Raw genomic sequence first — 25,344 nt, forward strand, 5'->3', positions numbered from 1 at the left:
TGCGTACCGAAGTTCTCACTCAATACGCAGACGTTCCTAAATACGGAAGCCGGACTTGTGCCGCTTCTTTTTGGAGGGATTGTGTCATGACTAGCGCAAGCAACGCGGCAATTGTTGAAGTATCGCAAACGGCCAACAAATTCAGATCTTCCATCGTTCTCCAATACGAGAACAAGTTCATCGACGTCAAGAGCATTCTCGGCCTGTTTACGACTTTGCTCGATTCGGGCACTTACGATTTGCACGTACATGGTCCCGACGCCGAGGAAGCGACGAAGGCAATGGTAGACGTGTTCCAAAAACATAGCTTGAGCGTAAACGTGGTAAGCGAGTAAGAGCCGCAGCGCCACCAGAAAAAGGCTGTCCGGACGTATGCCGGACAGCCTTTTTCTATTGTGCGGCACATTAAACCGCTTGCTCGACGGGAACGAATGCATAGCCGAGATCTTTGGCTACGGCAGGGTGCGTGATGGCTCCCCGCAGCGTGTTGACGCCGCTCAGGAGAGCTTCGTTGCGCGAGAGTGCCAAAATGCCGTAATTGGCGATTTCAAGCGCATACGGCAGCGTAGCGTTGGTCAGAGCCATCGTGGAGGTGCGAGGCACCGCTCCCGGCATATTGGCGACGGCATAGTGGACGACTCCGAATTTTTCATAGGTAGGACTGTCGTGCGTCGTCAGCCGGTCGACCGTTTCGAAGATGCCGCCCTGATCGATGGCGACGTCAATAATGACGGACCCCGGCGACATCGAACGGACCGAGCTTTCCGGGACGAGCTTCGGCGCTTTGGCCCCGGGAATAAGGACCGCCCCGATGACGAGATCGGATTCGGCCACCGCTTCCGCGATATGAAGCGGATTGGACATCAACGTATGGATTTGAGTGCCGAATATGTCGTCCAGCTGGCGCAGCCGCTCCGCGCTCATGTCGATAATCGTCACATCGGCGCCCAGCCCTATCGCAATCTTCGCCGCGTTCGTGCCGACTACGCCGCCGCCGATGATCGTCACCTTGCCGCGCTTCACGCCGGGCACGCCGCCGAGAAGAATCCCTTTGCCGCCTTTCGGGCGTTCCAGAAATTGGGCGCCGATTTGGGCCGCCATCCGGCCCGCCACTTCGCTCATCGGAGTGAGCAGGGGAAGGGTGCGGTTCACTTGAACGGTCTCGTAAGCAATGGCGGTCACGCCTTTGTCTGTGAGCGCTTTCGCCAGCTCCGGCTCGGCTGCCAGGTGCAAGTACGTGAACAAAATCAACCCCGGTCTGAAATAAGCGTATTCCGCGGACAACGGCTCCTTCACCTTCATGACCATGTCCGATCGTTCCCAAACCTCGGCTGGCCCCGCGCATAGTAAAGCTCCGGCCGCCGCGTAATCCTCGTCGCGAAATCCGCTTCCGGCACCGGCGTTCGCTTCTACCCGGACCTCGTGTCCGGCTTTGACCATAGCCATCACGCCGGCAGGCGTAATCGCTACCCGGTTTTCGTTGTTTTTGATTTCTTTCGGTATTCCGATTCTCATCTTCTCCAGCCCCCACGCTCGTTTGATACAAGTATACGTGTGTACGAGCCGTCCGGCTTCGTCCCCGAGCGAGAAAAAAAGAGACCGGGCTTGTGAAAAATCACAAATACCCCGGGCTCCCGCTCCATTTGTCCGTCTTCAAGTCCAGAAACAAAGTGATTCTCTGGTCGATATTCGTAAAATCGATCGCTCCGATGTCCGCAATCCGCTTCAGCCGGTAAGACAGCGTATTCGTATGCACGTGCAAAAGATCTGCGGCATCCTTCGCGTTTCCCCCGGTCGCAAGAAAGATTTCCAACGTTTCGAGCAGATTGGCGTGATGCTCGCGGTCATACGCTCTCAATCGCCGCAGGCTCGGATTTTCGTACCGGTGAAGCCGTTTTTGCTCGAGAAAATAAGGAAGATAGCGATAATAGCCCAGCTCGTGATAATGGACGATCGTTCCGGTTTCGGCCGGAAATTGCGCTTTGATTTGCAGCACGGTCAACGCTTCGCGATAGCTTTGCTCGACCGCTGTGATCTCCTCGTATACGGCGCCGATGCCCGCTTCTAGCGGCGAGCTGCCGAAACGGTCTTCGATTTGCTGGAAAAAAGCGGAGACGAAATCCGCGGCGTCCGCAGAAAAACGCGCCGAGTTCGCGCTTGCCACGAGCACGATCAGCTGGTTGCCGGATATGACATGGAAGATCGGCCGTACCCGCTGCGTCGTCGTGACCATGTAATGAATTTGCTGCTGCAGGGTATCGTTCACTTCGGACCGGAATTGGAAGACGACGACGCAAAACGTCTCGGGCAGCCGGATACCGAGCGACTCGGCTTTGGCGCGGGCATGGGGCTGCGTTTTGTGGTGGCCGGTCAGAAGCTCCCAGAAATAGTCGCGGCGCTCCTCGTCCTCTTTGCGTCTTTGCGTCTGCAGGCGCAGCAGCTTGATCTTCGCCGCGCCGGCCGCCAGCTTCAGTTGGAGCAGGGCGTTATCGTCCAACGGGCGGTACACCTCGAGCGCCCATATGTATCCGAGGACTTGATTGTCTTTGCGTATCGCGACCGCGACGCGGTCACCCAGCCCGACTTCGCCGATCGATTTCACCCGGATCGGCTCTTCCGTTTCCATCAGGCGGGGGATGACGCCGTCTTTCCAAAGGCTGCCTATCACATTCTCGGGTACCCGCCTGCCGATAATCGTGGCGATTCGGGCCGCGTCGGTTTGAAGATCGTGCTTGCTGTAGGCGAGCAGACGGTGGTTGGCGTCTTCGATCGTAACCGCTGCCTGGAGCACTTCGCCGATCGTATCGGCCAAAGCCTCCAAATGATCGAAGCTCCGGTTGAAAGGATTCGTTTCCGCGTTCATCCGCGCGCTCCTCACTATGTATGGGGTTCGATCTTATTGTAGCGATTGGCCCAATCGGATTCAATCTCGAAAAATAGGGATGTACATTTTCATATCGCTTGTGTAATCGTCGATTTTCGTCTATCATATGCATATAGAGGCTGGATGAGCTTTGCGCAAAGGGGGAAACGGTATGTCTTCATCGGACGTCATGGTAAGCTTGCACCAAAAAGCGTTGACGCTTCTTCAAGAAGATGCGGACAACATCGAGAAGCTGATTCAAATTCAGATGGAATCGTTAACGAATCGCAGATGCCCTCTTTACGAAGAGGTATTGGATACACAAATGTACGGGCTCTCCCGGGAAATCGACTTCGCCGCTCGCGCGGGACTCATATCCGAGGTTGTCGGCAAGAGCATTTTGAGCGAGCTGGAGCGCAAGCTCGCCGTATTGCACGAGGCGTTGGCGAAAAGCAAAGGCGAGTAGCTCTTCTGGAGCCGCTCGTTTTTTTTTTGCCTCATGCATAAGAGTAGCCGTTCCTCCGAATCGGGTTATTCCGTTCGCGGAAATAAAAAGGAACTTCATTCCACTCCCCCAATTCATGGCATTTGCTGCACGATGGGAGAAGAGCGGTGAAGTTCCTTTTTTTTCTACCGATAGCATTATCCGCATACGGAACTATATGCCTCGCATGGGGTGAAGAAGTCCGTCTGCACTTCCGGTTGCGGGACCGCGAATCCGGCAACCCGTGAATCCGGCAACCCGCGAATCCAACAAATAGCGGAACAGTCGTATGTTATGCGCTCGAAAATCGATCTCGATCACAAAATAACGGAAATCCACTCCGATATTCCGCTGTTTACGATCATTTTCACCCCGAAGGATCGAAATAACGGAAGTCTGTTCCGTTATCTTCAAGCGTGTCACGGAGTTCGGGACCATAGCGGAATATAGTTCCTCTATTTACGAGAACACGCTGCACTCGCTTCATCAAGAGGCTACCACATTGTGTGCGGATCATGCTGTCGCAGTTTTTGCCGCAAACTTGTTATGATGGCGGACTGGGGGACGCAGCTGCTGCCTCGAGCCGAGCCTACACCAGGAAGAACGCGATACCCAAAATGATATAGACGACCAGAAGCAGTACGCCCTCGTACCAGTTCGTCGAGCCGTCCTGGGAGATCGATTTGGCAATGACGGCAGATACGCCGATAGCCGCCAACTCGTAGGTCGTGAATACGATGTTCATCGTGTTGCCCATGAAGTAACTGACAATGACCAGCACCGGCGCGACGAACAAGGCGATTTGCAGACTGCTGCCGATGGCGATTTCGACGGCGGCGCCGATTTTGTTTTTCATGGCCAGGAAGACGGCGGCGCTATGCTCTGCCGCATTGCCGATAATGGCGATCAGAAATGCGCCGACGAACAGCTCGGACAAGCCGAACTTGTGCGTGAACTCTTCGAGCGTCCCGACCAGCCATTCGCTGATGAAAGCAACCATGACGGTGGCGAGCACCAAGAACAAGATGGACTTTCTTTTGCTCCAGTTCATCTCGTGCGCATTGGCGTCCTCGTCGCCCGCAGCGGTGTCGCTCAGCTCATCCTTATGAGTAATCATCGAGAAGAGAAGCCAGAGCGCGTATGCCACGATCAGGATAATGGCGACGGTTATGCTAAGCTCGTCCGTTTCTTTGGAGGTGAAGCTTCTGGCGAAGAGCGCCGGAATGAACAGGGCGACGACGGCCAGCAGCATCATGGAAGCATTATAGCCGGCCAGCTTGACGTTGAAGTTCTGCACCTTGAATTTCAGTCCGCCCAACAGGACGCTGAGTCCGAGAACGAGCAGCATATTGCCGATGATCGAGCCGGTGATGCTTGCTTTGACCATATCGTGCAAGCCGTCTTTGACCAGGAATATGGCGATGATCAGCTCGGCCGCATTTCCGAACGTGGCGTTCAGAAATCCGCCTACGCGCTGGCCGGCGTAGTGAGCTACGCTTTCCGTCGCCTTGCCCATGAAGCCTGCCGCGAAGATGACCGCAATGCAGCACAGGAAAAACTGCAGCGTGCCGGACATTCCGCTATAGTGGGCAACGGCGCTGAGCGCGAAGCTGGCGATCAAAATGGCGTAAAACAGCTTTTGTTTCATATCCCATACTCCTTCCGACTTCTACAAGTGTTCCTTATTGTTCCAAATCCTATTCTACTATATAGGAAATTTTCGCGAATGCATAGAAGTACCTAACGTTTTCCGACACGGTTTCCGGTTCGGTTGCGAACGGGCCCGTGAACAAGGTACAATGGAAATATTCGTATACAAGGAGTGAGACAAATGTCCGCTGACATTCAAACGGGGATGATCCGCATTTCCGATGACGTCGTAGCCACGATCGCCGGACTGGCCGCACTTGAAACTCCGGGAATCGCCGCCATGTCGGGAGGCATTTCGGAAGGACTAGCCAAACGGCTTAGCGGGAAAAACGTACAGAAGGGCGTGTCCGTCGAAGTCGGACAGCTGGAGGCGGCGATCGATTTGCGAGTAATCGTCAACTTCGGTTCGAAAATACAAGAGGTATGCCGCCACCTGCAGGAAAACGTGAAGGAAGCCGTGGAAAACATGACGGGGCTGAACGTCGTTGAAGTCAACGTGAAGGTCGAAGGCGTCGCGTTCAAGGAAGAGGAAGCAGAGGAAACGGCCATCCGAATCAAGTGAATAATGGAGCGGTGCTTAGGCGCCGCTTTTTTGTTTGCGTAAAAAAGGTCCGCTGCGCGGCCGGATGGCCTCCGCGCTCCAGTAAACCATTGTTTTTCTGAATCCGCCGCTCCACTCCGTTTTCCGGGAAGCCAAAAAGCGGCGCAAAAGCGCCGCTGGCAAATGAAAGGTCAGCTTCGTACGAGCTTGAGGAACTCGCGCATAAAGCCGGGCAAATCCGGCCAAGCATGGCCGGAGACGAGGTTTCCGTCCACGAAGAGCGTGTCCTTCGCATAGGCGGCGCCTAGATTCTCCACATCCGGCCGGCAGGCCGTATACGCGGTCATCGTACGGCCTTCGAAATAGCTGCCGTTCTTCACGACGGCGAGTACGAGAGCGGCGTGGCAAATGGCGCCGACCGGCTTGTTCGTTTCGAAAAAATGGCTGACGATGCGGGGGATGTGCACGTCCAACCGGATATATTCCGGAGCCCGGCCTCCGGGAATAATAAGGCCATCGAACTCGTCGGGATTCACTTCCGCGAACGAAACGTGCGACTCCAGCTGATAGCCCGGTTTTTCCGTATATGTATCCCATCCTTCAAAATCGTGTACGACCGTCCGCAGCACTTTCTTGGTCGGGGAAGCGATCACGGCTTCATACCCTTCCTCCAGAATGCGGTAAAACGGGTAGTATACCTCCAACGATTCCGCAGCGTCACCGGTGATGATCAATATTTTTTTGGACATCGATTTCACGCTCCTCCATTTGGATGAAAGATAGGCCAACTACTATTTAACCTAATAAATCTATCATGAAACAGCATCCGTTTCTTGTAAAGAGGGGGAAAATGAAATGTTTTGTAAATGCGGCTCGAATACTACAACATACCCCCGCGAAGTGGAGTCTATGCTCCGATGCCTATCCGGGTACTTTGCGGGAACCCCGGGATTTATAAATGCTTTAACGACAAAACGGCGCCATGGGCGCCGTTCCGACTATCGATCTTGTATTATTCGGGAATAATGAGCTGAAAAAAGTGCACGTCTTGCCAAGCGTCGAATTTGTAGCCGACTTCGCGGAATACGCCGATCGGGACGAAGCCGAATTTCCGGTGGAGCCGAACGCTAGTCTCGTTGCCTCCCGTAATGGCGGCAATGACGACATGAAAGCCGCGCTCCCTGGCGATCCCGAGCATCCGTTCCAGCAGGGCGGTGCCGATTCCGCCGCCCCGCCGTTCTTTATCCAGATAGATCGAAATTTCTACGGTGCGATCATAGGCGGGCTTGCTCCGAAAAGGGGACAAGCTGCAATATCCCGATACGAAGCCTTCCTGCTCGGCCACGATAAGCGGATAACGGTCCTCGAACTGACCGAACCATGCTTCGCGTTCGTTTATCGTTTGAGTCGCCAAATCGAAGGTGGCGGCGGAATACAATATCGCATCGTTGTAAATGTCGAGCAGCTTCGGTAAATCTTCCCGCACCGCGTAGCGAATTTGAACGGGCACTACGCATCCCTCCACCTATCCCCGCTGTTGTCTCCGTTCCTTATGCTCCTTGTCCGGACGGGAATGCTCCCTGGAAATACTGAGCAAAATGCCGATGCTGCACATCATGACCAGCAGGGAGGAGCCCCCATAGCTGATAAACGGCAGCGTCACTCCGGTCATCGGAATCGTTCCCGTCACGCCGCCCATATTGATCAGCGCCTGGATGCCGATAAGTCCGACGATTCCGGTACCGGCCAAGCTCCCGAAGGAATCGGTGCATCGCAGGGAGACGATAATGCCGCGCCACAATAGCATCAAATAACAGAACAAAAAAAAGATTGTGCCGAGAAAGCCGAACTCCTCGCCGATAATCGCAAAGATGAAATCGTTGTGCGCTTCCGGAAGATAGTGCATTTTTTGAATGCTTTTCCCGAAGCCGGCGCCGATCAATTCGCCATGCCCGAATGCATATAGAGATTGGACGATCTGATAGCAAGCCCCTTGCGGATCGAACCATGGGTTCAAATAGCACGATACCCGGTCCATCCGGTACCCGAGCGAGTCTGAGGTGAGCACGTATATGGTCAAAACTAAAGAGGCGATAACGGCCATCGATCCGACAGCAAGAAAAATATGTTTCAGGTTCGCGCCTCCGACGACGATAACGAGTGAAGCGGCCAAGACCAGAATCATCGTCGAGCCGAAGTCGGGCTGCATCATGATCAGTCCGGCCACGATGCCGACGATAATGACCGTAGGGAGGAGTCCCTTTTTCAAATCGCGGAATCTCTCTCCCTTTTTGCTGATCAATAAAGATAAATAAAGGATGACGGCGACCTTGGCATATTCCGAAGGCTGCATGCCGAAACCTCCGAAAATGAACCAGCTTCTGGCCCCGTTAACTTTGATTCCGAGAAACGGAACGAGCGCAAGCAGGATGAGCACGCCTATAAAAGCGGGACGAAGCAGCGGACGGAGCTTGCCGGCCGGAATATTCATAAGAAAAAACATGCCAACCGTGCCGGCTACGGCAAAGATGGCTTGTCTTTTTACGAAATATAACGGATCGTTGTTGAACTCTTCCTTGGCAAGCGCGATAACGGAGCTTGCACTGAAAACCATCACGAGCCCGAAACCGACGAGCAGAAACGTAAGCAGCAGCAGCATGAAATCCGGTGTGCCCCTACGGGGTTCGTTCATAACGGTTCCGCCTTCACGTTTATTCGCTCAACTGCTTTTTCAATTCGGCCAGCTTCGTGTTTGCGGTTTTCAGGATTTGATCCGGAACGGGGGATTCGTAATCAAGTCCGTGCGGGAATGTGCCGCGTCCGATGTAAGAATCCTCAAGCACCAAAATCGTGTAAGGGGATTCGAGCTTGCCTTCTACGGCTCTAGCGTTGAACCGCAAAAAGTATTCGTCGTTGGTCGCTTTATTTTCCAATTTCAAATCGTATGTAGCGCGGTAATATTCCCATTGCCAGCGAACGAAGCCGATCTTCGTCGACACGCTGTCCAGATGGGCCAAATCGCTTTTCAAGCCTTTCAATCCTGCATTTTCGATTATCACGATAGTTCCTCCTGAGCGTTCATATAAAGTATTTCCGGCAGGCGTGCAATCCTTTATCCATGATAGTATGTTTCCCTTGCATGCGCAAGCCTATTAAGAATCGGAGATTTTAAAATTTGATGGCAATCCGGCCGTACGGATGAAACGGCGGGAGCATTTTGGTACAATAAAGGGAAGGAAAACATTATGCCGGCGGCGGGAGTGGAGAAACATGGACAGCACCACGGAAATTCTGCAATCGTTGTTCCCGGATATGGTGAAATGGCGCCGTCATCTGCATCGCCATCCCGAGCTTTCATATGAGGAGAAGCGAACTTCCGTCTTCGTGGAGGAGCTGCTCGGGCAGTGGGGGATCGAGGTAAGGACCGGAGTCGGCGGATACGGCATTGTCGGTACGGTGCGAGGGGCCAAGCCGGGACCTACGGTAGCTTTGCGGGCCGATATGGACGCTCTGCCCATACAGGACGAGAAAACGTGCGAGTATGCTTCCACGGTGCCGGGCGTCATGCATGCATGCGGTCACGATGCGCATACATCGTCGCTTCTCGGAGTAGCGAAGCTGTTTGCCGACAGGAGAGGAGAGCTGGCCGGAAACATCAAGCTGCTGTTCCAGCCCGCCGAGGAGGTAAGTCCCGGCGGCGCCGCCCCGATGATCGCGGACGGAGCGCTGGAGGGCGTCGATGCGGTGTACGGGGTTCATCTCTGGACGCCGTTTCCGGCGGGAAGCGTATATTCGGCGGCAGGACCGATCATGGCCGCGGCGGACGAATATGTGATCCAGATCAAAGGCAAGGGCGGACATGGCGGACTGCCGCATGAGACGGTCGACAGCATACTTGTGGGCGCCCACCTGATCGTCAACCTGCAGACGATCGTCAGCAGGAGCATCGACCCCGTCGAACCATGCGTCGTATCGGTCGGGAAAATTCAGGCCGGGAACAGCTTTAATGTCATAGCGGAATCTTGCTACATCAACGGCACGGTGCGCTCTTTCGATATGCGCGTACGGGATCGGATCGTCGAGAGAATGAAGCAAATATGCGCACGGACCGGCGAAATGTTCGGAGCGGACATCCAGCTCGACTACAAGATCGGATATCCTCCGGTCGTCAACGATTCGGCTGAGACGGAACGGTTTTTTCGCGTGGCGGCAAGCTTGTTCGGCCCCGAGCGGGCGGTTCGCAGCCCCTTGATCATGGCGGGGGAGGACTTCTCGTATTATTTGCACCGCGTACCCGGCTGCTTTATGTTCGTAGGAGCGGGCAACGCGGAGGCCGGAATCGTCTCGCCGCATCATCATCCGCAATTCGACATCGACGAGACGGCCATGCTGCAATCGGCGGCTTTGCTCGCATCGATGGCTGAAGATTATTTGGAGGCGAATCGCGCCAAGTAATGGAACAAACTCACAGGTATGCCCTCCTCTTGGCCGGAAAGCCTAATGATGCAATCCGTCAACAAAAAGACAGAGGAGGCGTACCGATGAAAAAAATACAGGATATTATGAGTACCGATTGCGTTACCGTAACCTTGAAGGACAATCTTTACGAAATCGCGCTGAAAATGAAGCAGAACGATATCGGCTTCGTCCCCGTCGTCGAAGGCAAGAAGCTGATCGGCGTAGTTACGGACCGCGACTTGGTCGTGCGCGGCTATGCGGAGAAGCATTCCGGCTCGACGGCTGTGGAGGAGGTTCTCTCCAAGGATTTGACGACGGTCACTCCGGAAACGACGGTCGATGAAGCGGCCAAGCTGATGGCGAAACAAAAAATCCGCCGTCTCCCGGTCGTCAAAAACGGCGAGCTTGTCGGGGTCGTCGCAATCGCCGACCTGGCCGTGCGGGAAATATTCGTCAACGAGGCCGGGGAAGCGTTGAGCGAAATATCCGAAAACGTCGATCATGCGGCAACGGCACGGTAACGATAGGAATGGCCAAAAAAAGCGAAAGACGTCGATGGACGTCTCTCGCTTTTTTTATGCGACACTGCGCAATCCGCATACAACCCGGAGAACCCTTAATGAAACGGGGGCAACGTATTGCCGTAAATAGAGGAACTATATTCCGTTATTGTCCCGAATTCCGTTACACTTTTGAAGATAACGGAACAGGCTTCCTTTATCTCGAGCTTTCGGGGTGAAAATGATCGTGAACAGCGAAATAGCGGAACGGATTTCCGTTATTTTACAATCGATCCGAGTACTCGGGTCATTAGCATACTCCAGTTCCGCTCCCTCTGGATTTCGCGGTCCCGCAAGGCACCGGCTAAGGCGGCCGGCCTTCGCCGATCATGCGTTACCTTCACCCGTAAGCGATTTGCAAGTCGCATAACCGCAAACGTTTTTTACATTGTCATCCTCGCAAGAAAGCATAGCCTCTCCTCATCTACTCTCCAGCTTTGCGGAAGCCGGCGTCCGCGGCGTCGTCCTCCGTGCAGAACATCATTTCCGCCTTCGTCTGATTGTAGGAGCTTCCGCCAGGCACGTGATAAATTTTTTCGTTTTTCGAGTTGATGTTGCCTTTGATTTGAGGATCTTTGCAAGAGGCGGTGCCGGCCGTCGCCTTCGAATCGGTACTTCCGTCCCCTTTCGCCCATAAGCCTTTTCCTTTGCTGCGCGCCTCGCGCTCGATATCCACGAACGTTTTGGCGAACATGACGTTGGGCGGGATCGTCATCGTGTTGGCGTAGCCTTCTTTTAACATCGTCGCGTTGTACATCTCGGTCTCGCCTTTGATAAATACATACCGGAGCAGCCGGCCATATTTGTCTTTGTCCCCCGCATCGGCAAACAGGTAGACCGTTGCGTCAGCGAGCCGCTTCTTCGTATAAGCGCTTGCTTCCTTGCCGAATTTCTCGACCGGGCTGTTCGGTTTCACCGTCTCGGGCGTGTTCATGCCGATCAACCGGACTTTGTCGCCGTTACTCGTCTCGAACGTATCTCCGTCGACTACTCGTTTTACTTGCGCCGTCGTATAAGGCCGTCCTTTCAGCTCCGGGTACCGTTTCGTTATGCCGTCCAGGTCGTCGGCCCCGCCGCCCGCGGAAGGCGATCCGCAGCCGGAGAGCAGCATAACGATTAGAAGCATGATGCGAATCGGTTTAAAGTGGTGCATATCCTGTTCCTCCCCCATAAGTTCAACCTCTATAGTACTCTTTCGGCAAGCGGTGTTCAACGCGTAATCCGGGCCGGGCCGTTTATTTCCGCCCGTTTCTTTTCATACTAATACAGATTGAACTAACGGGAATGTAAACGGAGGGACTTAAGGCATGCGTTATGATCCGGATCGACCGCTGGTCGTCCAAAGCGATTCTACCTTGATGCTCGAAGCCGATCACCCGCAAGGCGAAGAAGCCGGCAGCGCCTTGAGCCGTTTCGCCGAGCTGGTGAAAACGCCCGGTCAGATCCACACTTACCGGATGACGCCGCTGTCTCTTTGGAACGCCGCCTCGTCGGGCTTGAGCGTGGAGCGCATTCTGGACGTCTTGAACGGCTACGGGAAATTCGATGTTCCGCTGCAGGTGAAGCAAAATGTAATCCATTTCGTCGGACGTTACGGACTGGTCAAGCTGGTTCCGGACGGTCAACGCATGATGCTCGCGGCCGACGATGCGGAGCTGCTGGAGAAGCTGGCCGGGTACAAGTCGCTTCAGTCGTATTTTATCGGAGGAACGGCTGCTGCGGGCGCATTGGAAATATGTCCGGCATACCGGGGCATGATTAAGCAGGACTTGATCAAGCTGGGATTCCCGGTACAGGATCTGGCCGGGTACCATCATGGAGAAGTGCTGCCGATCCGGCTGCGCGGCAGCACGGCCGCGGGAGAGCCGTTCGTGCTTCGGGATTATCAGCGGAATGCCGCCGACGCCTTCTATGACGGGGAGCGGCTTCACGGAGGAAGCGGAGTCGTCGTGCTGCCTTGCGGCGCAGGCAAAACGGTCATCGGCATTGCAGCGCTGGCAAGGCTGCAATGCGCCGCGCTTATTTTGACGACGAACGTCGCCTCAGTCCGCCAATGGAAGCGCGAGCTGCTGGACAAAACGGATTTGGACGAAGAGCTTGTCGGCGAATATTGCGGGGATCGCAAGGAGGTGCGCCCGGTAACGATCGCCACTTATCAAATATTGACGCATCGGCACCGCAAGGATGACGGATTTTCTCACATGTCGCTGTTCAACGAACGCGATTGGGGCTTGATCATTTACGACGAAGTGCACCTGCTCCCGGCTCCCGTATTCCGGGCTACGGCGGATATTCAGGCGACCCGGAGACTCGGATTGACGGCTACGCTCGTTCGCGAGGACGGCCGGGAGGAGGACGTGTTCTCTCTGGTCGGTCCGAAGCTGTTCGAGGCCGGATGGAAAGATTTGGAGCAGAAAGGCTGGGTCGCCCGCGTTCAATGCACGGAAGTTCGCGTCCCGCTAACCGAGCCGCTGCGGGAAGTGTATACGCGAGCCGAAGCGCGGCACAAGCACCGCATCGCGGGCGAGAATCCGGTCAAGCTGGACGTTCTGGTCGACCTGCTTAATCGGCACAAAGAGGAACCTACGCTGGTCATCGGCCAATATTTGGATCAACTTAAGCATATTTCCGAGAAGGTCGGGGCGCCCATGATCTCGGGGGATATGCCGCACGAGGAGCGGGACGGATTGTATGAACGGTTTAACCGGGGGGATATCCGGACTCTGGTCGTGTCCAAGGTAGCCAATTTCGCCATCGATTTGCCGGATGCCCGGGTAGCTATCCAGGTTTCGGGCAGCTTCGGCTCTCGGCAGGAGGAAGCGCAGCGTCTCGGCCGTATTTTGCGACCGAAGAGGGAAAATAATAATGCGTTTTTTTACTCGCTTGTAAGCGACGATACCCGGGAGCAAGATTTTTCGATGCACCGCCAATTGTTTTTGCTGGAACAAGGATACCGGTACGAAATCCGGAAGTCGGAGCCCGGCTGCGGCTCCGGACGGGAAATGGAGGAGCGACATGAAGCTTGCGGAGCTGCTGGCGAACACGCCTGAACTGATGCGCGAGGAAATAGGGCGCCACAACGGCTGGACGGGGGCGGGGCACGATTTGGGTCGTCTGCTCGGTTCCGAGGAGTCGGTAAGCCGATTGAACGATTCGTTATTCGAGCTTGAGCGCAAAGTACTGGAGACGATCGTGCGTCGCTTCGGTCACGCGCCGTTCGATTGGGCGAAGCTGGAGAAGGCGGGACAGAAGGAAATGTCCGGGGCCGCTCTGAAAGTGGGTCTTATCCGGCTAAGCCGGAAAGGCATCTTGTTCGCGCTGCGGCGGAAATGGGGGGAGGCGGATTACGTATTGCCGGAAGACGGCTTTCCGTTATGGAGAAAGCTGCTGACGCCTATTTCAGAGCAAAAGGCCATATATGCGGGCAATGATGTCGTATCGGATTCGCCTTTTCGCCCGAGCATCGCCGTTCAGATGCTGTCGGTCCTTGCTTACATCGCCGAGGAAGACGTAACGGTGACACAAAAGGGGGGAGCCCATAAAAGGCATGCGGGGAAGCTTGCAGCGCTGGTCCCGGTGCGCGACGAGGAATTGAAGCCGGTCGAGGGGACGGAAGCTATTGTAAAAAGCGAATACGGCTCGGTAGCCGTCGATTTTTTGTGCGGAGCCGGACTGCGGCTCGGCATTCTGGATAAAGGGAGCGAGAGGCTGACCGTGCGGCCCCGTCAATTGGCGTTATGGCTTTCGCAGACCGAGAAGGAGATGGAAGCTCGGTTATACTCGCACTGGAAATCGGTAGTCGCAACGTCCGATCCTTGGCTGCATCACGCTTCAAGCAGCTTGGAGCAGATGCCGGAAGGAAGTTGGATATTGCTCCACGGCTTGGCCGGGCAGCTTCGGGAGGCCGGAATCGGCGGAGCGGACGTGAAGCCGGGCCAGGATGGCCGATTACCCGATCAGACCGGGAAGCTATTGTCCTGGGCAGCCCCTCTGGAGGCTTGGGGATGGGCGGAAACGGCCGCAACGGCCGACGGGAGACGTCTGTTCAGGTGGCTCAGGAAACCTCGGCTTGAATTGGAGGAAGACCGCGGGCAGGAGGCGCGTTCCGTTTCAGGCAACCAAGTCGATGACGACAGACCGCGATTGTTCGTCCAGCCCGACTTTGAGCTGATCGTGCCGCCGGACTGCTCTTACAGGGTCAGATGGGAGCTGGAGATGATAGCCGAGCGGATCCGGCACGAGCATATCGCCGTATACCGGATAACCAGGGAAACCGTCATGCGGGCGCTGAATCATGGAAGATCGGCGGATGCGACAGTCCGATTTCTGGAGCGTCACGCGAAGTACGGAGTGCCGGAAAACGTCAAGACGGCGATCTCGCAATGGGGCGACCGGCAATCGCAGCTGCGGGTGGAAACGGCAACGGTGCTGAGGCTCCGCGACGAAACGACGGCGAAGACGATATGCCGGGACGAGCGGATCGCTCCGCTGCTGGGAGAAGCGTTGGGCCCCACGGCTTGGATCGTTCGTTCGGACAAGGCATCGGAGCTTCGGGCGCTGCTCGAGAAGATCGGTTACAGTCCGGGCGGAACCAAACATGGCCCGGAGGAGGGAGGGGCGTCTTATCCATTGGTGGACGAAGCCGCGCTGCAGAAGCCGGAACAGCCCGTTATGCCGGAGGATGCGACGGTCGAAGGAGAGCTCCCCGCTAAAGGGCTTATTTACTCGAGGGCGGCAGTACAGTATTATGATAGAGAGCGCATTTTTCCGTTAATCGAAGACGTGTATCCCGGACTGCAGGAAGTTCCGTCCATGTGGCTGAAGGACTGCAGGACGTATCACGTTTCGACCCGCAAGCTGATGATCCAGAAGGCACTGGACTGGAAGGCGTGTCTTCGGCTGCGGAAAGCAGGCGCCGACACCCTTTTTATCCCGCTTCGACTGGATGGCATTCGCGACGATTGGGCGGTAACCGGCTTCGAACAGACGAATGAAGTACGGCTTGCCCCGGATCAGTGGGAGGAAATGCAGCTCATCCTGCCGGGAATCAACGACGAGTCCCGGTAACGAAGGAGGCCGGAACCGATGAGCATGACCGAGACTCAAACGCTTGATATGGCGCAACTGCTCCTGCAAGCGTACAATGTCGGAGACATGATCAATAGCTCCGCGGAAGTGGCGGAATATATACGTTGGAAAAACGCCGTGGAACGCGATTCCGTAATCCAGTCGGCCGTCGCGGCATTTGCCAAGGCGAAGCTGATGTTCGAGGATTGCGAAAGGTTCGGACATTTTCATCCGGATTATCACGCCGCGTTGGAAGTTGTTAATAAAGCGCAGGAAAAGCTCGACGCCTTCGAAGCGGTCCGGCGGTTCAAGGAAGCGGAAGCGCGGCTCGACGATCTGCTGTTCAGCGTATCGGAGACGATCGCTCACGCCGTATCGGAGACGATCAAGGTGCCGAGCAACAATCCGCTGCCGACCGGCGGCAGCTGCAGCACCGGCGGCTGCAGCGGGGGTTGCAGCAGCTGCGGCTGACGGTTATAAGTGCAGCTTGAAATCGGGCACGACGGAGCCGACCTTGTCTCCGCTCCAGTTCCGCACCGGCGGACGATGGAACGGGGCGAGGGCGGCCAACTCGTCGGGCTTTAACCAACCGAGTTGAATAAGCGCTTCCACTACCGTAGGATACAGCGCTCGCTGTGCCCCGTCGGCGATTTTGACGGCGAGAGCGACGCCCTCTTCCGGTACGGTCAGCGCGAATACGCCCTCGGCGCCCATTTTTCCGACAATTCGGCCGTTCGTTGCTTGAATAAGCCGGGTATCGAATCGATCCGTGCCCGCGATATAGTGGGGATGGCTTCGAACGGCATCGAGAATCGTTCGGCATGCGGACGCGCGGGGGCCGGACAACCGATCGGGTATCCCGAGCGTGGCGAACGCAAAGGCGAGACGATCGAGCGGCAGGCCGAAGACGGGGACGCCGCAGCCGTCGGTGCCGAGCTGGATGCGCTCGGAAGGGATTCCGGCCAAATCGGCGACCGTCTGAAGCATCGTTCGTTGTACCGGATGATCCGACGAGTCGTAGCCGCCGGCAGGCGCTTCGATGATGCCGGCCAACGCGAGCATGCCTGCGTGCTTGCCCGAGCAGTTGTTGTGCAGCCGGGTCGGTTCGTCGCCGGACCGTTTCATCCGGTTGGCCGCAGGCTCATGAAAAGGATAATGCGGGCCGCACAGCAGCGCGTCCGCTTTAAACCCGATCTTGTTCAGCATTAAGGAGGCTGTCTCGATATGCTCGTTCTCCCCATTGTGGGAGGCGCACATAAGCGCGATTTCTTCCCCGGTAAGTCCGAATCGGCGTGCAGCTCCCGCTTCGATAACGGCGACGGCTTGCAGCGGTTTGGCTGCCGATCTGGCGTATGTTACGCAGCCGGGGTTTCCGGCGTAGGCGATCAAGCTTCCTTTTGCTCCTACGACGGCAATATGCCCGTGGTGAAGCGATTCCGTCAAAGGTCCGCGTTCGATACGAACCAATAATTCCGATCTCATCATTGCGATCACTCCGATCGTATAGTCGTTATGTATTCGGTGCCGGGATTGCACCGCAATATTTTTCAATTTGAAGAGCAGGCTATTACTGCGGAATGCGGTTACCCTAATTCGTCGCATATGCAGCCGACCAGTTCTTGAAATATGTCTTAGCCGTTTTTTTACAGCCGTGAGTGGCTATTCGATAGAGGGAAAGGAAAGAAGACGATGTATCCACAACGTACCGGCCTCATTTTGTGGGTGTCCGATCTGAAGCAGACAAAGCATCTGGAGAAGTTCGGTACCATTCATTACGTCTCCAAGCGCATGAATTACGTCGTCTTGTACATGAATGCCGAGAAGGCAGAGGAAACGACGAAGGCGATCCAAAAATTGTCGTTCGTAAAAAAAATCGAACGGTCGTACCGAAACGAGATCCGGACCGAATATAATAGTAATGTGCCAGATAAAGCGAAACTTTACACATAAGCGGGCGGAAAGCGTTCCATAATCGCCGCTTCAATCATAAAATTTCATTATACCATGCCGCACCGTGTCGTAAACAGTTGGCGGGCGGCATGTTTTTAAAAAAATTCGCGTGCCTCAAACGGGCGGTCAATCTTCAAAAAATGGTACATATTCCATTTGGAAAAATATTAAAGATCGAGTAAAATAAAGTTAACTTCGATGTACATAGGTAATAAGGCCTGATTCGGTAGGAAAGGGGTTGGGATTATGAAGGATAAAATTATGGATCGCTGGAGCACGTATGAACCGTTCTACGTCGTGTTGGGCGATAAAAAAATAGCCGACATCATCATTACGAATCATGCCCGATCCCGCTGGATCGATCGCGTAGAAAGCGAAAAGACCGGCTTCGAGGATATTTGCGCTTTTCTGTGGGATCGGTTGAAAAAAGACCAAGTCAAGCCTTATTACAAAAACGAGAAAGACGTCTATGTCATCGAAGAGGACCTGGTCATGGTCGCCGAATTTTCCGTACTGGAGAACGAATTCGATATCGCCGGAAACCCGCTTCACAAAATGATTATCGTTACGTTTCTCGGACGTATGTCCGAAGTGATCGAGCTGCGCGATTTGAAATCCTATTATTCCTGGCTCCGGCATTCCCGGAGAATGACCTTGATCAAAAATAGCCGCAAACGAAAATAAAACCAAATGCAAGGATGGACCATGCAGCCGTACAAGCGGCCTGCATGGTTTTTTCTGCTCGGGACGGAAAAATTGTAAGGTTTGCGCGGCAGCTTCTCGGTCCGGAGCAGGCCTTCGACAATAGTTGTATGGGTTAGCTTATTCATGAACAGACGATTCATGCATAAAAATGAGTCGATGCCTTTAAGAAAGTGCCGACGGAATCCGCCAAAACCGGTTATTTTTTTCCATTTGTTGCAAACCGTCGATTGTTCCGCTACAGTATCTAATAGATAGGGGGTCGTGCTCGGCATGGCGCTAAATTTTCACCAGCTTCACATTTTTTATACGGTTGCCGATAAAGGAAGCTTCTCGATGGCGGCGCAGGCGCTTCATATGACTCAGCCCGCGGTGACGATGCAGGTGCAGTCGCTCGAAGATTACTTCGGCACGAAGCTGTTCCAGCGCTCGACGAAAAAAATCGAATTGACCGAAGCGGGGCGAACGCTGCTTCCGTTCGCCAAACGCAGCATCGATCTGATTAAAGATACGGACATTGCCATGTCCAAATTTACCCATATGCTGGAAGGCAGACTTCAGCTGGGGGCAAGCCTGACGATCGGCGAATACATACTGCCGCGGCTGCTCGGGCCGTTCAGCAAGGAATACCCGAGCATCTCGGTCAGCTTGAAAGTGATGAATACGACGCAAATTCTTGAGGAAATCTTTAATCACCAGCTCACCTTCGGCCTCGTCGAAGCGCCGATCCATCACCCCGACGTCAAAACCGAAATCGTGTTGAACGACGAGCTGATGCTGATCGTGCCCTCGGATCATCCGCTTGCCGATCAAGCTTCGATCACGCTCGACGATGTGCTGCTGCATCCGTTCATTTTGCGGGAGCAGGGCTCGGGTACGAGGCAGGTGATGGAAGAGGAGCTGCGGAGAGTCGGCTACGGAACGGATCGCCTCAAAATCGTGATGGAGCTCGGCAGTACCGGAGCGATCAAATCGGCGGTGGAGGCCGGTCTCGGCATTACCTTGTTGTCCCCTACGGCCGTTAGGCACGAGACGGCGCTCGGCATTTTTAAAGTGAAATCGATCGAAGGCTTGACCTTTACGAGGCATTTTTATTCGATATATTTGCAGGCCGCGCTGCTTCCGATCTCGGCAGTCACGTTTTTGACATTTTTGCGCGAGCGCGATCTGAAGGCTTGGCTATAGAGCGATACCAGTACGGAATTTGCAGGAAGGCGGGGAACGAGGACGTGACGGAACGGTATGACTTGCATTCTCACACAACCGCATCGGACGGTACGAACGCTCCGGCGGTAAATGTCCGATTGGCCGGAGAAGCCGGTCTTCGCGGGCTCGCCATAACGGATCATGATACGGTCGCGGGCGTAGCTGAGGCGGTTGCGGAAGGAAAACGTCTGGGCATCGACGTCGTACCGGGGGTGGAAATCAGCACGGTTGCGGGCGGTCAGGATATTCATGTGCTCGGCTACTATATCGATACGGAAGATCCGTTGTTCCGGGAGCGCTTGGAGCAGTTGAGACGCACCCGGAATTTGCGCAACGAGATGATACTCGACAGGCTGGTCGAGCTCGGGCTTCCCGTGACGATGGACGAAGTGCTCGAGCAATCGCGGAAAAAGCCGGGCAAGGACGAGACGGTCGGACGCCCCCATATAGCCGCCGTGCTGGTCGCAAAAGGGTATGTCGCCGACATGACCGAAGCGTTCGACCGCTATTTGGGGAAAGATGCGGCCGCTTACGTCAATCCTCCCCGTCTACGACCCGAGGATGCGATAGACTGGATACGCGATGCGGGCGGAGTGCCGATCTTGGCCCACCCCGGCCTGTACGGAGACGACGAGCAGGTGATTCGGCTGATCGAGTATGGAGTGGCCGGCATCGAGGCGTATCACTCCGACCATTCGCGGGAAACCGAAGTCCATTACGCGTCGATGGCGGAACGGTATGGATTGATTGCGACCGCCGGATCGGATTTTCACGGTTCGAGGGGTGGCGTCGTTTTCCATGCGCCGCTGGGAGCGCGTTATACCGATTATTCGACTGTGGAACGTTTGCAAGCCGCAAGCCGTTATTTCGAGAGGAGCCGTGATCAGTCATGACAATACGTAAAGCGATTATTCCCGCAGCGGGGCTTGGAACCCGTTTCCTGCCCGCGACGAAGGCGCAGCCGAAAGAAATGCTGCCGATCGTCGACAAGCCGGCGATCCAATACATAATCGAGGAAGCGATCCAATCCGGGATCGAAGATATCATTATCGTTACCGGGCGGAACAAACGGGCGATCGAGGATCATTTCGACAAATCGGTCGAGCTGGAGGCGACGCTCGAGGAGAAAGGCAACTCGGACCTGCTGCGCATCGTCCAGGACATTTCCAATATGGCGGACATCCACTATATCCGGCAAAAGCAGCCGCTGGGACTCGGCCACGCCGTCCATTGCGCCAGAAAGTTTATCGGGGACGAACCGTTCGCCGTCCTGCTGGGCGACGATATTATCGACTCCAATCCGCCATGTCTGAAGCGGATGATCGAGCTGTACGAACGCGAGCGTTCGTCCGTCATTGCCGTGCAGCGCGTACCCTGGGAAGACGTACATAAGTACGGGATCGTTTCGCCGGCGGAATCGGTCGAAGGCTCGATCAACTTTTCGCGGATCGAAGATTTGGTGGAGAAGCCGGACCGCGAGTCGGCGCCTTCGAATATGGCCGTCATCGGCCGGTATATCATCGAGCCGGATATTTTCCGGCTGTTGGAGGAATGCAAGCCGGGCAGGGGCGGAGAAATCCAGCTGACGGACGCGCTTCGCCTGCTGAATACGATCAAGCCGATGATCGCTTACCCGATCGAAGGCAAACGGTATGACATCGGGGACAAATTCGGCTACATCGAAGCGACGATCGAATTTGCTTTGTCCCGCGACGATTTGAAGCAGGATGTGAAGCAGTATTTGTCTTCGCTCGTGGAGGGATGGAGTTTGGGAGCGAGAAGGTAACGCAATAATCGAAACGTCGGATATAAAAGCGAGCCCGCGGGCTCGTTATTTTTTTATGAGGACGAAATAAAGAAATAGGGCATGTCGCAATAGTGGAGTTCACATGTCACAAAATAGCACTAATCAAAGGGGGGGATCTATGGTATTTTGTAGGGAGTGTCGCTTTTTTTCAGTACAGTACATAATCGAGGGAGTGGATCTGTTGTGATTCGTGTTGCCATGCTGAGCTTTTGGCACGTACACGCCAAAGATTACGCCAAACAAATTAACGAGCATCCGGACACGGAAATAGTCGCGATATGGGACGAGATCGGCGAGAGAGGGCGGAAGGAAGCCGAGGCGAGAGGCGTCCGTTTCTTCGAATCGCTTGACGAGCTGCTCGCTCAGCCCGACATCGATGCGGTCGTCGTCGATACGCCTTCCAACATGCACAGGGACGTGATGGTGAAGGCGGCCAATGCCGGCAAACATATTTTTACCGAGAAAGTATTGGCCACAACGATTCGGGAAGCGAATGAAATCGTCGCGGCCGTGGAGAAGGCGGGAGTCAAGCTCACCGTGTCGCTCCCCCGTCTGAATGACGGCTACACGCTGGCTATTCAAGAGGTATTGGAGCAAGGGCTGCTGGGCGAGCTGACGCTCGTACGCGCGCGGTTGTCGCATGGCGGAGCCGTGGCGAACTGGCTGCCGGCCCATTTCTACAATCTGGAGCAGACGGGCGGAGGCGCGCTTATCGACTTGGGCTGCCATCCGATGTATTTGACACGCCTGTTCCTCGGGCTACCGGAAAGCGTTACAGCCAGCTATGGGTATGTGACCGGCAAAGAAGTGGAAGACAACGCGGTGGCCGTACTCCGCTATCCGAATGGGGCGCTAGGCGTCGTGGAGGCGGGCTTCGTCAACAAATTCTCGCCGTTCACCCTGGAGCTGCACGGAACGGAAGGCTCGCTGCTGTTCGGTACGCCGGACAACCGCATCGTTCTGCGGACGTCCAAGCTCGGCGAAGAGGCGTCCAAAACGTGGAGCGTGAAGGAACTGGCGGCCAACCGGTCGACGGCGATCCAGCAATGGGTAGGACATATCCGCAACAATACGGTCGCTACGGAAAACATAGCGCTTGCGCTCGATTTGACCAAGCTGATGGAAGCGTCGAATTTGTCCGTCCAGAGCGAGCAATCGGTAAAGCTGAGCGAGCTCGGGCAAGAAGACGGCGCCAGATGGCTGTAGAGGGAAACGCCGAAGGTGCCTCATTCGCTTCGGCCAAGCGCGTGGAGAAACGGAATCCGTATGCCTTCATGAAGGGCAGGCATAACGAATTGGAGCGGCGCGACATCCGGTTTCGGTGGGGCAATTACGGCTTCCGCATTCTCCGTTTTCATTGGACGACGTTCTCTCCGTCCAGAGTTGTCGGCTTCCATAAGCATGCCGAGTACGAATTTCATTTTATACCGCGCGGCAAAGGCGTCGTGATCATGGACGATACCGCCCATCCGTTCCATGAAGGCATGTTTTATTTGACCGGCCCCGAAGTCGAGCACCGTCAAGAAGCGGACGCCCGCGAAGGGATGGATGAGCTGTGCCTGCATATCGATATCGTGAAGCTGGAATCCCCGCCGGCGGAGAGCGAGAATGCGGGCCGCGACTCGTATTCGGGCTGGGGAGCGGACTCGGAGGCCGAGGAGGCCGAGGAATGCGTTAGGCGGCTGGCGGAGCTTCCGCGGAAGCCTACGGCGGATCAATTCGGAGCTATGGACGGATTTCGGACGGCATTTCTCGCATGGACCGAGAACGAGTCCGGCATGTACACGACGATCAAGCAATCCGTCATTCAAATATTGCTGCGGGCGGTGCGGGCTTACGGCCACCATCAGGCGGAGTCGAATATTCCGACAAGGGATATGAACGCTTACCGGATACAGCTGGCGAGTCAATTTATCGAAGCCAACTATATGCGGCCCGTCACGCTCGAGGACGTGGCGGAGAAAATCCATATTAGCGGAAGACAGCTCCAACGCATCTTCCGCGAGAACGGCATGGGCTCGTTCAGCGACTACGTCGAATCCGTAAGGCTGGATAAGGTATGTCAAAGCTTGGCCGTATCGGAGGAGCCGATCGAGAGGATAGCGCTTGCTCAAGGCTTTTCCAGCGCCAACTATTTGTATTTCGTATTTCGGAAACGGTTGGGCATGACCCCGGGCGCATACCGGGATTTTACGCGAAGCGAGGCGAAGCAGGCAAAATGACTTCCACCAATACGATACGCATCGGGATTATCGGCAGCGGGGGCATCGCGCGCGCTCATGTGGCCGCGTACAGAACGATCGAGAATGTACAAATCGTCGCCGTGGCTGATGTAGTCCCCGGTAAAGCGCGGGAATTTATTGAGGCGACGGGGCTTGCCGACGCACTCGCTTTCGAAGACCATCGCGAGCTGCTTCGGCTCGATCTGGACGGGGTGAGCATCTGTACGCCGAATATGGCCCACTGCCGGACTTCGGTCGATGCGCTGGAAGCGGGCAAGCAGGTTTTGCTTGAAAAGCCGATGTCGGTTACACTGGACGAAGCGATCGAGATGGTGCAGGTGGCCAAGCGGACGGGCAATATGCTCTCGATCGGGTTTCAACCGCGCTATGATCCGAACATGGACATTATCCGCAACATCGTGCAGTCCGGACAGCTCGGCAACGTATATTACGTGGAAACGGGCGGCGGTCGCCGTCGCGGAATGCCCCGGGGAACGTTCGTCCGCAAGGAGCTGGCCGGAGCGGGAGCGATGGCCGATATCGGCTGCTACTCGCTGGATATGGCGCTGAACGCTCTAGGATACCCGAAGCCTTTGAGCGTCAGCGCGTATACGTCGAACTTCTTCGGCACGAATCCGAAGCACCATCCGGAGGCGGACAAATTCGACGTGGAGGATTTCGGAGTTGCGCTTGTAAGGCTGGAGGGCGGCATTGCGCTCAATTTCAAAATCAGCTGGGCGATGCATATGGATACGCTCGGGGCGACGATGTTTCTCGGCTCGGAAGGCGGATTGAAAATCACTCCGGCCGGAAAAGGCCCTTGGAGCGGCGTATGGGACGGCAAAGTAGGCAGCATTACGTTGTTCCATGACGTGCTCGGCCACCAGACAGAGAGCCCGATACCGATCAAAGAGCATACGATCAACCTGTTCCACGAGAAAGTGAAGGATTTTGTAAAAGCGATTCGCGAAGGAAGGGCGGCACCGATACCGGGCGAGCAAATTTTGTACAATCAGGCTATCATCGACGGCGTGCTGCGTTCGTCCGAGCTGAAGCGCGAAGTCGAAATATCGCTGCCTGGGATGTAGTCGAGATGAAGAGCACATTCAAGCTTATGTCTTACAACATCCAGTTCGGTACCGATTGTAACGGGAACCCGAATTTGCCGACAACGATCAAAACGATTGCAGATGCCGATCCGGACATTGTCGCTCTCCAGGAAGTCGACAGGCATTGGGCTAAGCGAAGCGGATTCGCGGACCAATTGCAGGCTTTGGCCGACGCTTTGGGCATGCAGGCCGTATACGGCGCCAATTTGGACTTGGAGCCGCCGGAACCCGGAGCTCCTCGCCGACAATACGGAACGGCCGTTCTAAGCAAATATCCGATCGGTGCCGGCCGCAACTATCCTCTGTGCAGTCTTGGCTACGAGCAACGGGGCTTGCTGGAGACAGAGATCGATTTGGGCGGAACTCGGTTGAATATGTACTGCATCCATATGGGGCTCACTTCCGATCAGCGAATCGTACAAGCGGAAGAAGCACGGACGATAATCGGCCGGAGGTCCGGACCGGTCGTACTGGCAGGAGATTTCAACTCCGATCCGGGCAGCGCGGAGCTGCATCTGCTGCTGAGCGGAGGGATGTCCGATTGCTTCGACGGGATAACCGACAATCTTACCTTCCCGTCCAATGATCCCAAACGGAGAATCGATTACCTGTTGTACAACAGCCGACTTGCGCAAGGTCCGGCGGCGGTGATCGAGTCGACGGCGTCCGACCATCGCCCGATCGTGTGCGAGTTCCGGATTCGGGACGATCGACAAGCGTAATGT

General features: G+C 55.4%; 26 protein-coding genes. 17 read left to right on the forward strand and 9 right to left on the reverse strand.

Annotated features, from left to right (window positions below; all coding sequences use genetic code 11):
• Positions 1-86 precede the first annotated feature (86 nt).
• Positions 87-335, forward strand: a complete 249-nt coding sequence (locus FE784_RS06405; protein WP_139601307.1) for an HPr family phosphocarrier protein — start codon at positions 87-89, stop codon at positions 333-335.
• Positions 336-405: 70 nt separating this feature from the next.
• On the opposite strand, the gene ald is transcribed toward FE784_RS06405, so the two are convergent.
• Entirely contained in the window at positions 406-1,515 is a 1,110-nt protein-coding gene (gene ald, locus FE784_RS06410; RefSeq protein ID WP_139601308.1) for an alanine dehydrogenase, read from the reverse strand.
• Positions 1,516-1,615: 100 nt separating this feature from the next.
• Positions 1,616-2,863 (reverse strand): PucR family transcriptional regulator, encoded by a 1,248-nt coding sequence (locus FE784_RS06415; RefSeq protein WP_139601309.1) that lies wholly within the window; start codon positions 2,861-2,863, stop codon positions 1,616-1,618.
• A gap of 172 nt (positions 2,864-3,035) precedes the next feature.
• Here FE784_RS06415 and FE784_RS06420 point away from each other — a divergent pair, with 172 nt between their 5' ends.
• The gene (locus FE784_RS06420; protein ID WP_139601310.1) at positions 3,036-3,329 is read left to right on the forward strand and encodes an Fpa/YlaN family protein; all 294 of its coding nucleotides are present in this window, start codon (positions 3,036-3,038) and stop codon (positions 3,327-3,329) included.
• A 607-nt stretch (positions 3,330-3,936) separates the two neighbouring features.
• Here FE784_RS06420 and cax read toward each other — a convergent pair.
• Positions 3,937-4,995 carry a calcium/proton exchanger gene (gene cax / locus FE784_RS06425; protein WP_139601311.1) on the reverse strand — a complete coding sequence of 353 codons (1,059 nt, stop codon included), beginning with the start codon at positions 4,993-4,995 and terminating at the stop codon, positions 3,937-3,939.
• 183 nt (positions 4,996-5,178) lie between these two features.
• Here cax and FE784_RS06430 point away from each other — a divergent pair, with 183 nt between their 5' ends.
• Entirely contained in the window at positions 5,179-5,559 is a 381-nt protein-coding gene (locus FE784_RS06430) for an Asp23/Gls24 family envelope stress response protein (RefSeq protein ID WP_139601312.1), read from the forward strand.
• Between the two features lie 170 nt (positions 5,560-5,729).
• Here the strand turns inward: FE784_RS06430 and FE784_RS06435 are convergent, their stop codons facing one another.
• From FE784_RS06435 to FE784_RS06450, 4 genes are all read right to left on the reverse strand, one after another.
• The gene (locus tag FE784_RS06435; protein ID WP_139601313.1) at positions 5,730-6,287 is read right to left on the reverse strand and encodes a DJ-1/PfpI family protein; all 558 of its coding nucleotides are present in this window, start codon (positions 6,285-6,287) and stop codon (positions 5,730-5,732) included.
• 263 nt (positions 6,288-6,550) lie between these two features.
• Positions 6,551-7,048, reverse strand: coding sequence for a GNAT family N-acetyltransferase (locus FE784_RS06440; RefSeq protein ID WP_139601314.1), 498 nt, complete (start codon positions 7,046-7,048; stop codon positions 6,551-6,553).
• 15 nt (positions 7,049-7,063) lie between these two features.
• Complete coding sequence (gene ftsW, locus FE784_RS06445) at positions 7,064-8,230, reverse strand: putative lipid II flippase FtsW (protein WP_246131927.1); 1,167 nt, start codon at positions 8,228-8,230, stop codon at positions 7,064-7,066.
• 19 nt (positions 8,231-8,249) lie between these two features.
• Positions 8,250-8,597 (reverse strand): YugN family protein, encoded by a 348-nt coding sequence (locus FE784_RS06450; protein WP_139601315.1) that lies wholly within the window; start codon positions 8,595-8,597, stop codon positions 8,250-8,252.
• 211 nt (positions 8,598-8,808) lie between these two features.
• Here FE784_RS06450 and FE784_RS06455 point away from each other — a divergent pair, with 211 nt between their 5' ends.
• Together FE784_RS06455 and FE784_RS06460 are read left to right on the forward strand one after the other, a co-directional pair.
• Positions 8,809-9,993, forward strand: a complete 1,185-nt coding sequence (locus tag FE784_RS06455; protein WP_139601316.1) for a M20 metallopeptidase family protein — start codon at positions 8,809-8,811, stop codon at positions 9,991-9,993.
• An 86-nt stretch (positions 9,994-10,079) separates the two neighbouring features.
• Positions 10,080-10,517, forward strand: a complete 438-nt coding sequence (locus FE784_RS06460; protein WP_139601317.1) for a CBS domain-containing protein — start codon at positions 10,080-10,082, stop codon at positions 10,515-10,517.
• A gap of 463 nt (positions 10,518-10,980) precedes the next feature.
• On the opposite strand, the gene FE784_RS06465 is transcribed toward FE784_RS06460, so the two are convergent.
• Positions 10,981-11,709, reverse strand: a complete 729-nt coding sequence (locus tag FE784_RS06465; protein WP_139601318.1) for a thermonuclease family protein — start codon at positions 11,707-11,709, stop codon at positions 10,981-10,983.
• A gap of 154 nt (positions 11,710-11,863) precedes the next feature.
• Here FE784_RS06465 and FE784_RS06470 point away from each other — a divergent pair, with 154 nt between their 5' ends.
• From FE784_RS06470 to FE784_RS06480, 3 genes are read left to right on the forward strand one after another with little or no spacing between them, the layout of a single operon-like run.
• A complete protein-coding gene (locus FE784_RS06470; RefSeq protein ID WP_139601319.1) occupies positions 11,864-13,606 on the forward strand; it encodes a DNA repair helicase XPB in 1,743 nt (580 codons plus the stop codon).
• Positions 13,572-15,623 (forward strand): helicase-associated domain-containing protein, encoded by a 2,052-nt coding sequence (locus FE784_RS06475; RefSeq protein WP_139601320.1) that lies wholly within the window; start codon positions 13,572-13,574, stop codon positions 15,621-15,623. Before FE784_RS06470 ends, FE784_RS06475 begins: the two co-directional genes overlap by 35 nt.
• Before the next feature lie 18 nt (positions 15,624-15,641).
• On the forward strand, positions 15,642-16,094 hold the full coding sequence (locus FE784_RS06480; protein WP_139601321.1) for a YlbF/YmcA family competence regulator: 453 nt from the start codon (positions 15,642-15,644) through the stop codon (positions 16,092-16,094).
• 3 nt (positions 16,095-16,097) lie between these two features.
• On the opposite strand, the gene FE784_RS06485 is transcribed toward FE784_RS06480, so the two are convergent.
• Positions 16,098-17,108: an asparaginase gene (locus FE784_RS06485; RefSeq protein ID WP_139601322.1), complete on the reverse strand. Its 1,011-nt coding sequence runs from the start codon at positions 17,106-17,108 to the stop codon at positions 16,098-16,100.
• 204 nt (positions 17,109-17,312) lie between these two features.
• Between FE784_RS06485 and FE784_RS06490 the strand changes: the two genes are divergently transcribed.
• From FE784_RS06490 to FE784_RS06530, 9 genes are all read left to right on the forward strand, one after another.
• Positions 17,313-17,573, forward strand: coding sequence for a YlbG family protein (locus FE784_RS06490; RefSeq protein WP_139601323.1), 261 nt, complete (start codon positions 17,313-17,315; stop codon positions 17,571-17,573).
• A 246-nt stretch (positions 17,574-17,819) separates the two neighbouring features.
• The gene (locus tag FE784_RS06495) at positions 17,820-18,257 is read left to right on the forward strand and encodes a hypothetical protein (protein ID WP_139601324.1); all 438 of its coding nucleotides are present in this window, start codon (positions 17,820-17,822) and stop codon (positions 18,255-18,257) included.
• Between the two features lie 291 nt (positions 18,258-18,548).
• Positions 18,549-19,460 (forward strand): selenium metabolism-associated LysR family transcriptional regulator, encoded by a 912-nt coding sequence (locus FE784_RS06500; protein ID WP_139601325.1) that lies wholly within the window; start codon positions 18,549-18,551, stop codon positions 19,458-19,460.
• A gap of 44 nt (positions 19,461-19,504) precedes the next feature.
• Positions 19,505-20,374 (forward strand): PHP domain-containing protein, encoded by an 870-nt coding sequence (locus FE784_RS06505; protein WP_139601326.1) that lies wholly within the window; start codon positions 19,505-19,507, stop codon positions 20,372-20,374.
• Entirely contained in the window at positions 20,371-21,267 is an 897-nt protein-coding gene (gene galU, locus FE784_RS06510; RefSeq protein WP_139601327.1) for a UTP--glucose-1-phosphate uridylyltransferase GalU, read from the forward strand. Before FE784_RS06505 ends, galU begins: the two co-directional genes overlap by 4 nt.
• 204 nt (positions 21,268-21,471) lie before the next feature.
• Positions 21,472-22,494, forward strand: coding sequence for a Gfo/Idh/MocA family protein (locus FE784_RS06515; protein WP_139601328.1), 1,023 nt, complete (start codon positions 21,472-21,474; stop codon positions 22,492-22,494).
• Positions 22,485-23,510 (forward strand): AraC family transcriptional regulator, encoded by a 1,026-nt coding sequence (locus tag FE784_RS06520; protein ID WP_139601329.1) that lies wholly within the window; start codon positions 22,485-22,487, stop codon positions 23,508-23,510. The genes FE784_RS06515 and FE784_RS06520 overlap by 10 nt, the downstream gene beginning before the upstream one ends.
• A complete protein-coding gene (locus FE784_RS06525) occupies positions 23,507-24,598 on the forward strand; it encodes a Gfo/Idh/MocA family protein (RefSeq protein ID WP_139601330.1) in 1,092 nt (363 codons plus the stop codon). The genes FE784_RS06520 and FE784_RS06525 overlap by 4 nt, the downstream gene beginning before the upstream one ends.
• A gap of 5 nt (positions 24,599-24,603) precedes the next feature.
• Positions 24,604-25,341: an endonuclease/exonuclease/phosphatase family protein gene (locus tag FE784_RS06530; protein WP_139601331.1), complete on the forward strand. Its 738-nt coding sequence runs from the start codon at positions 24,604-24,606 to the stop codon at positions 25,339-25,341.
• The last annotated feature ends 3 nt before the right edge of the window (positions 25,342-25,344 follow it).

This window comes from Paenibacillus hemerocallicola, assembly GCF_006265175.1.
Lineage (GTDB): Bacteria > Bacillota > Bacilli > Paenibacillales > NBRC-103111 > Paenibacillus_AB > Paenibacillus_AB hemerocallicola.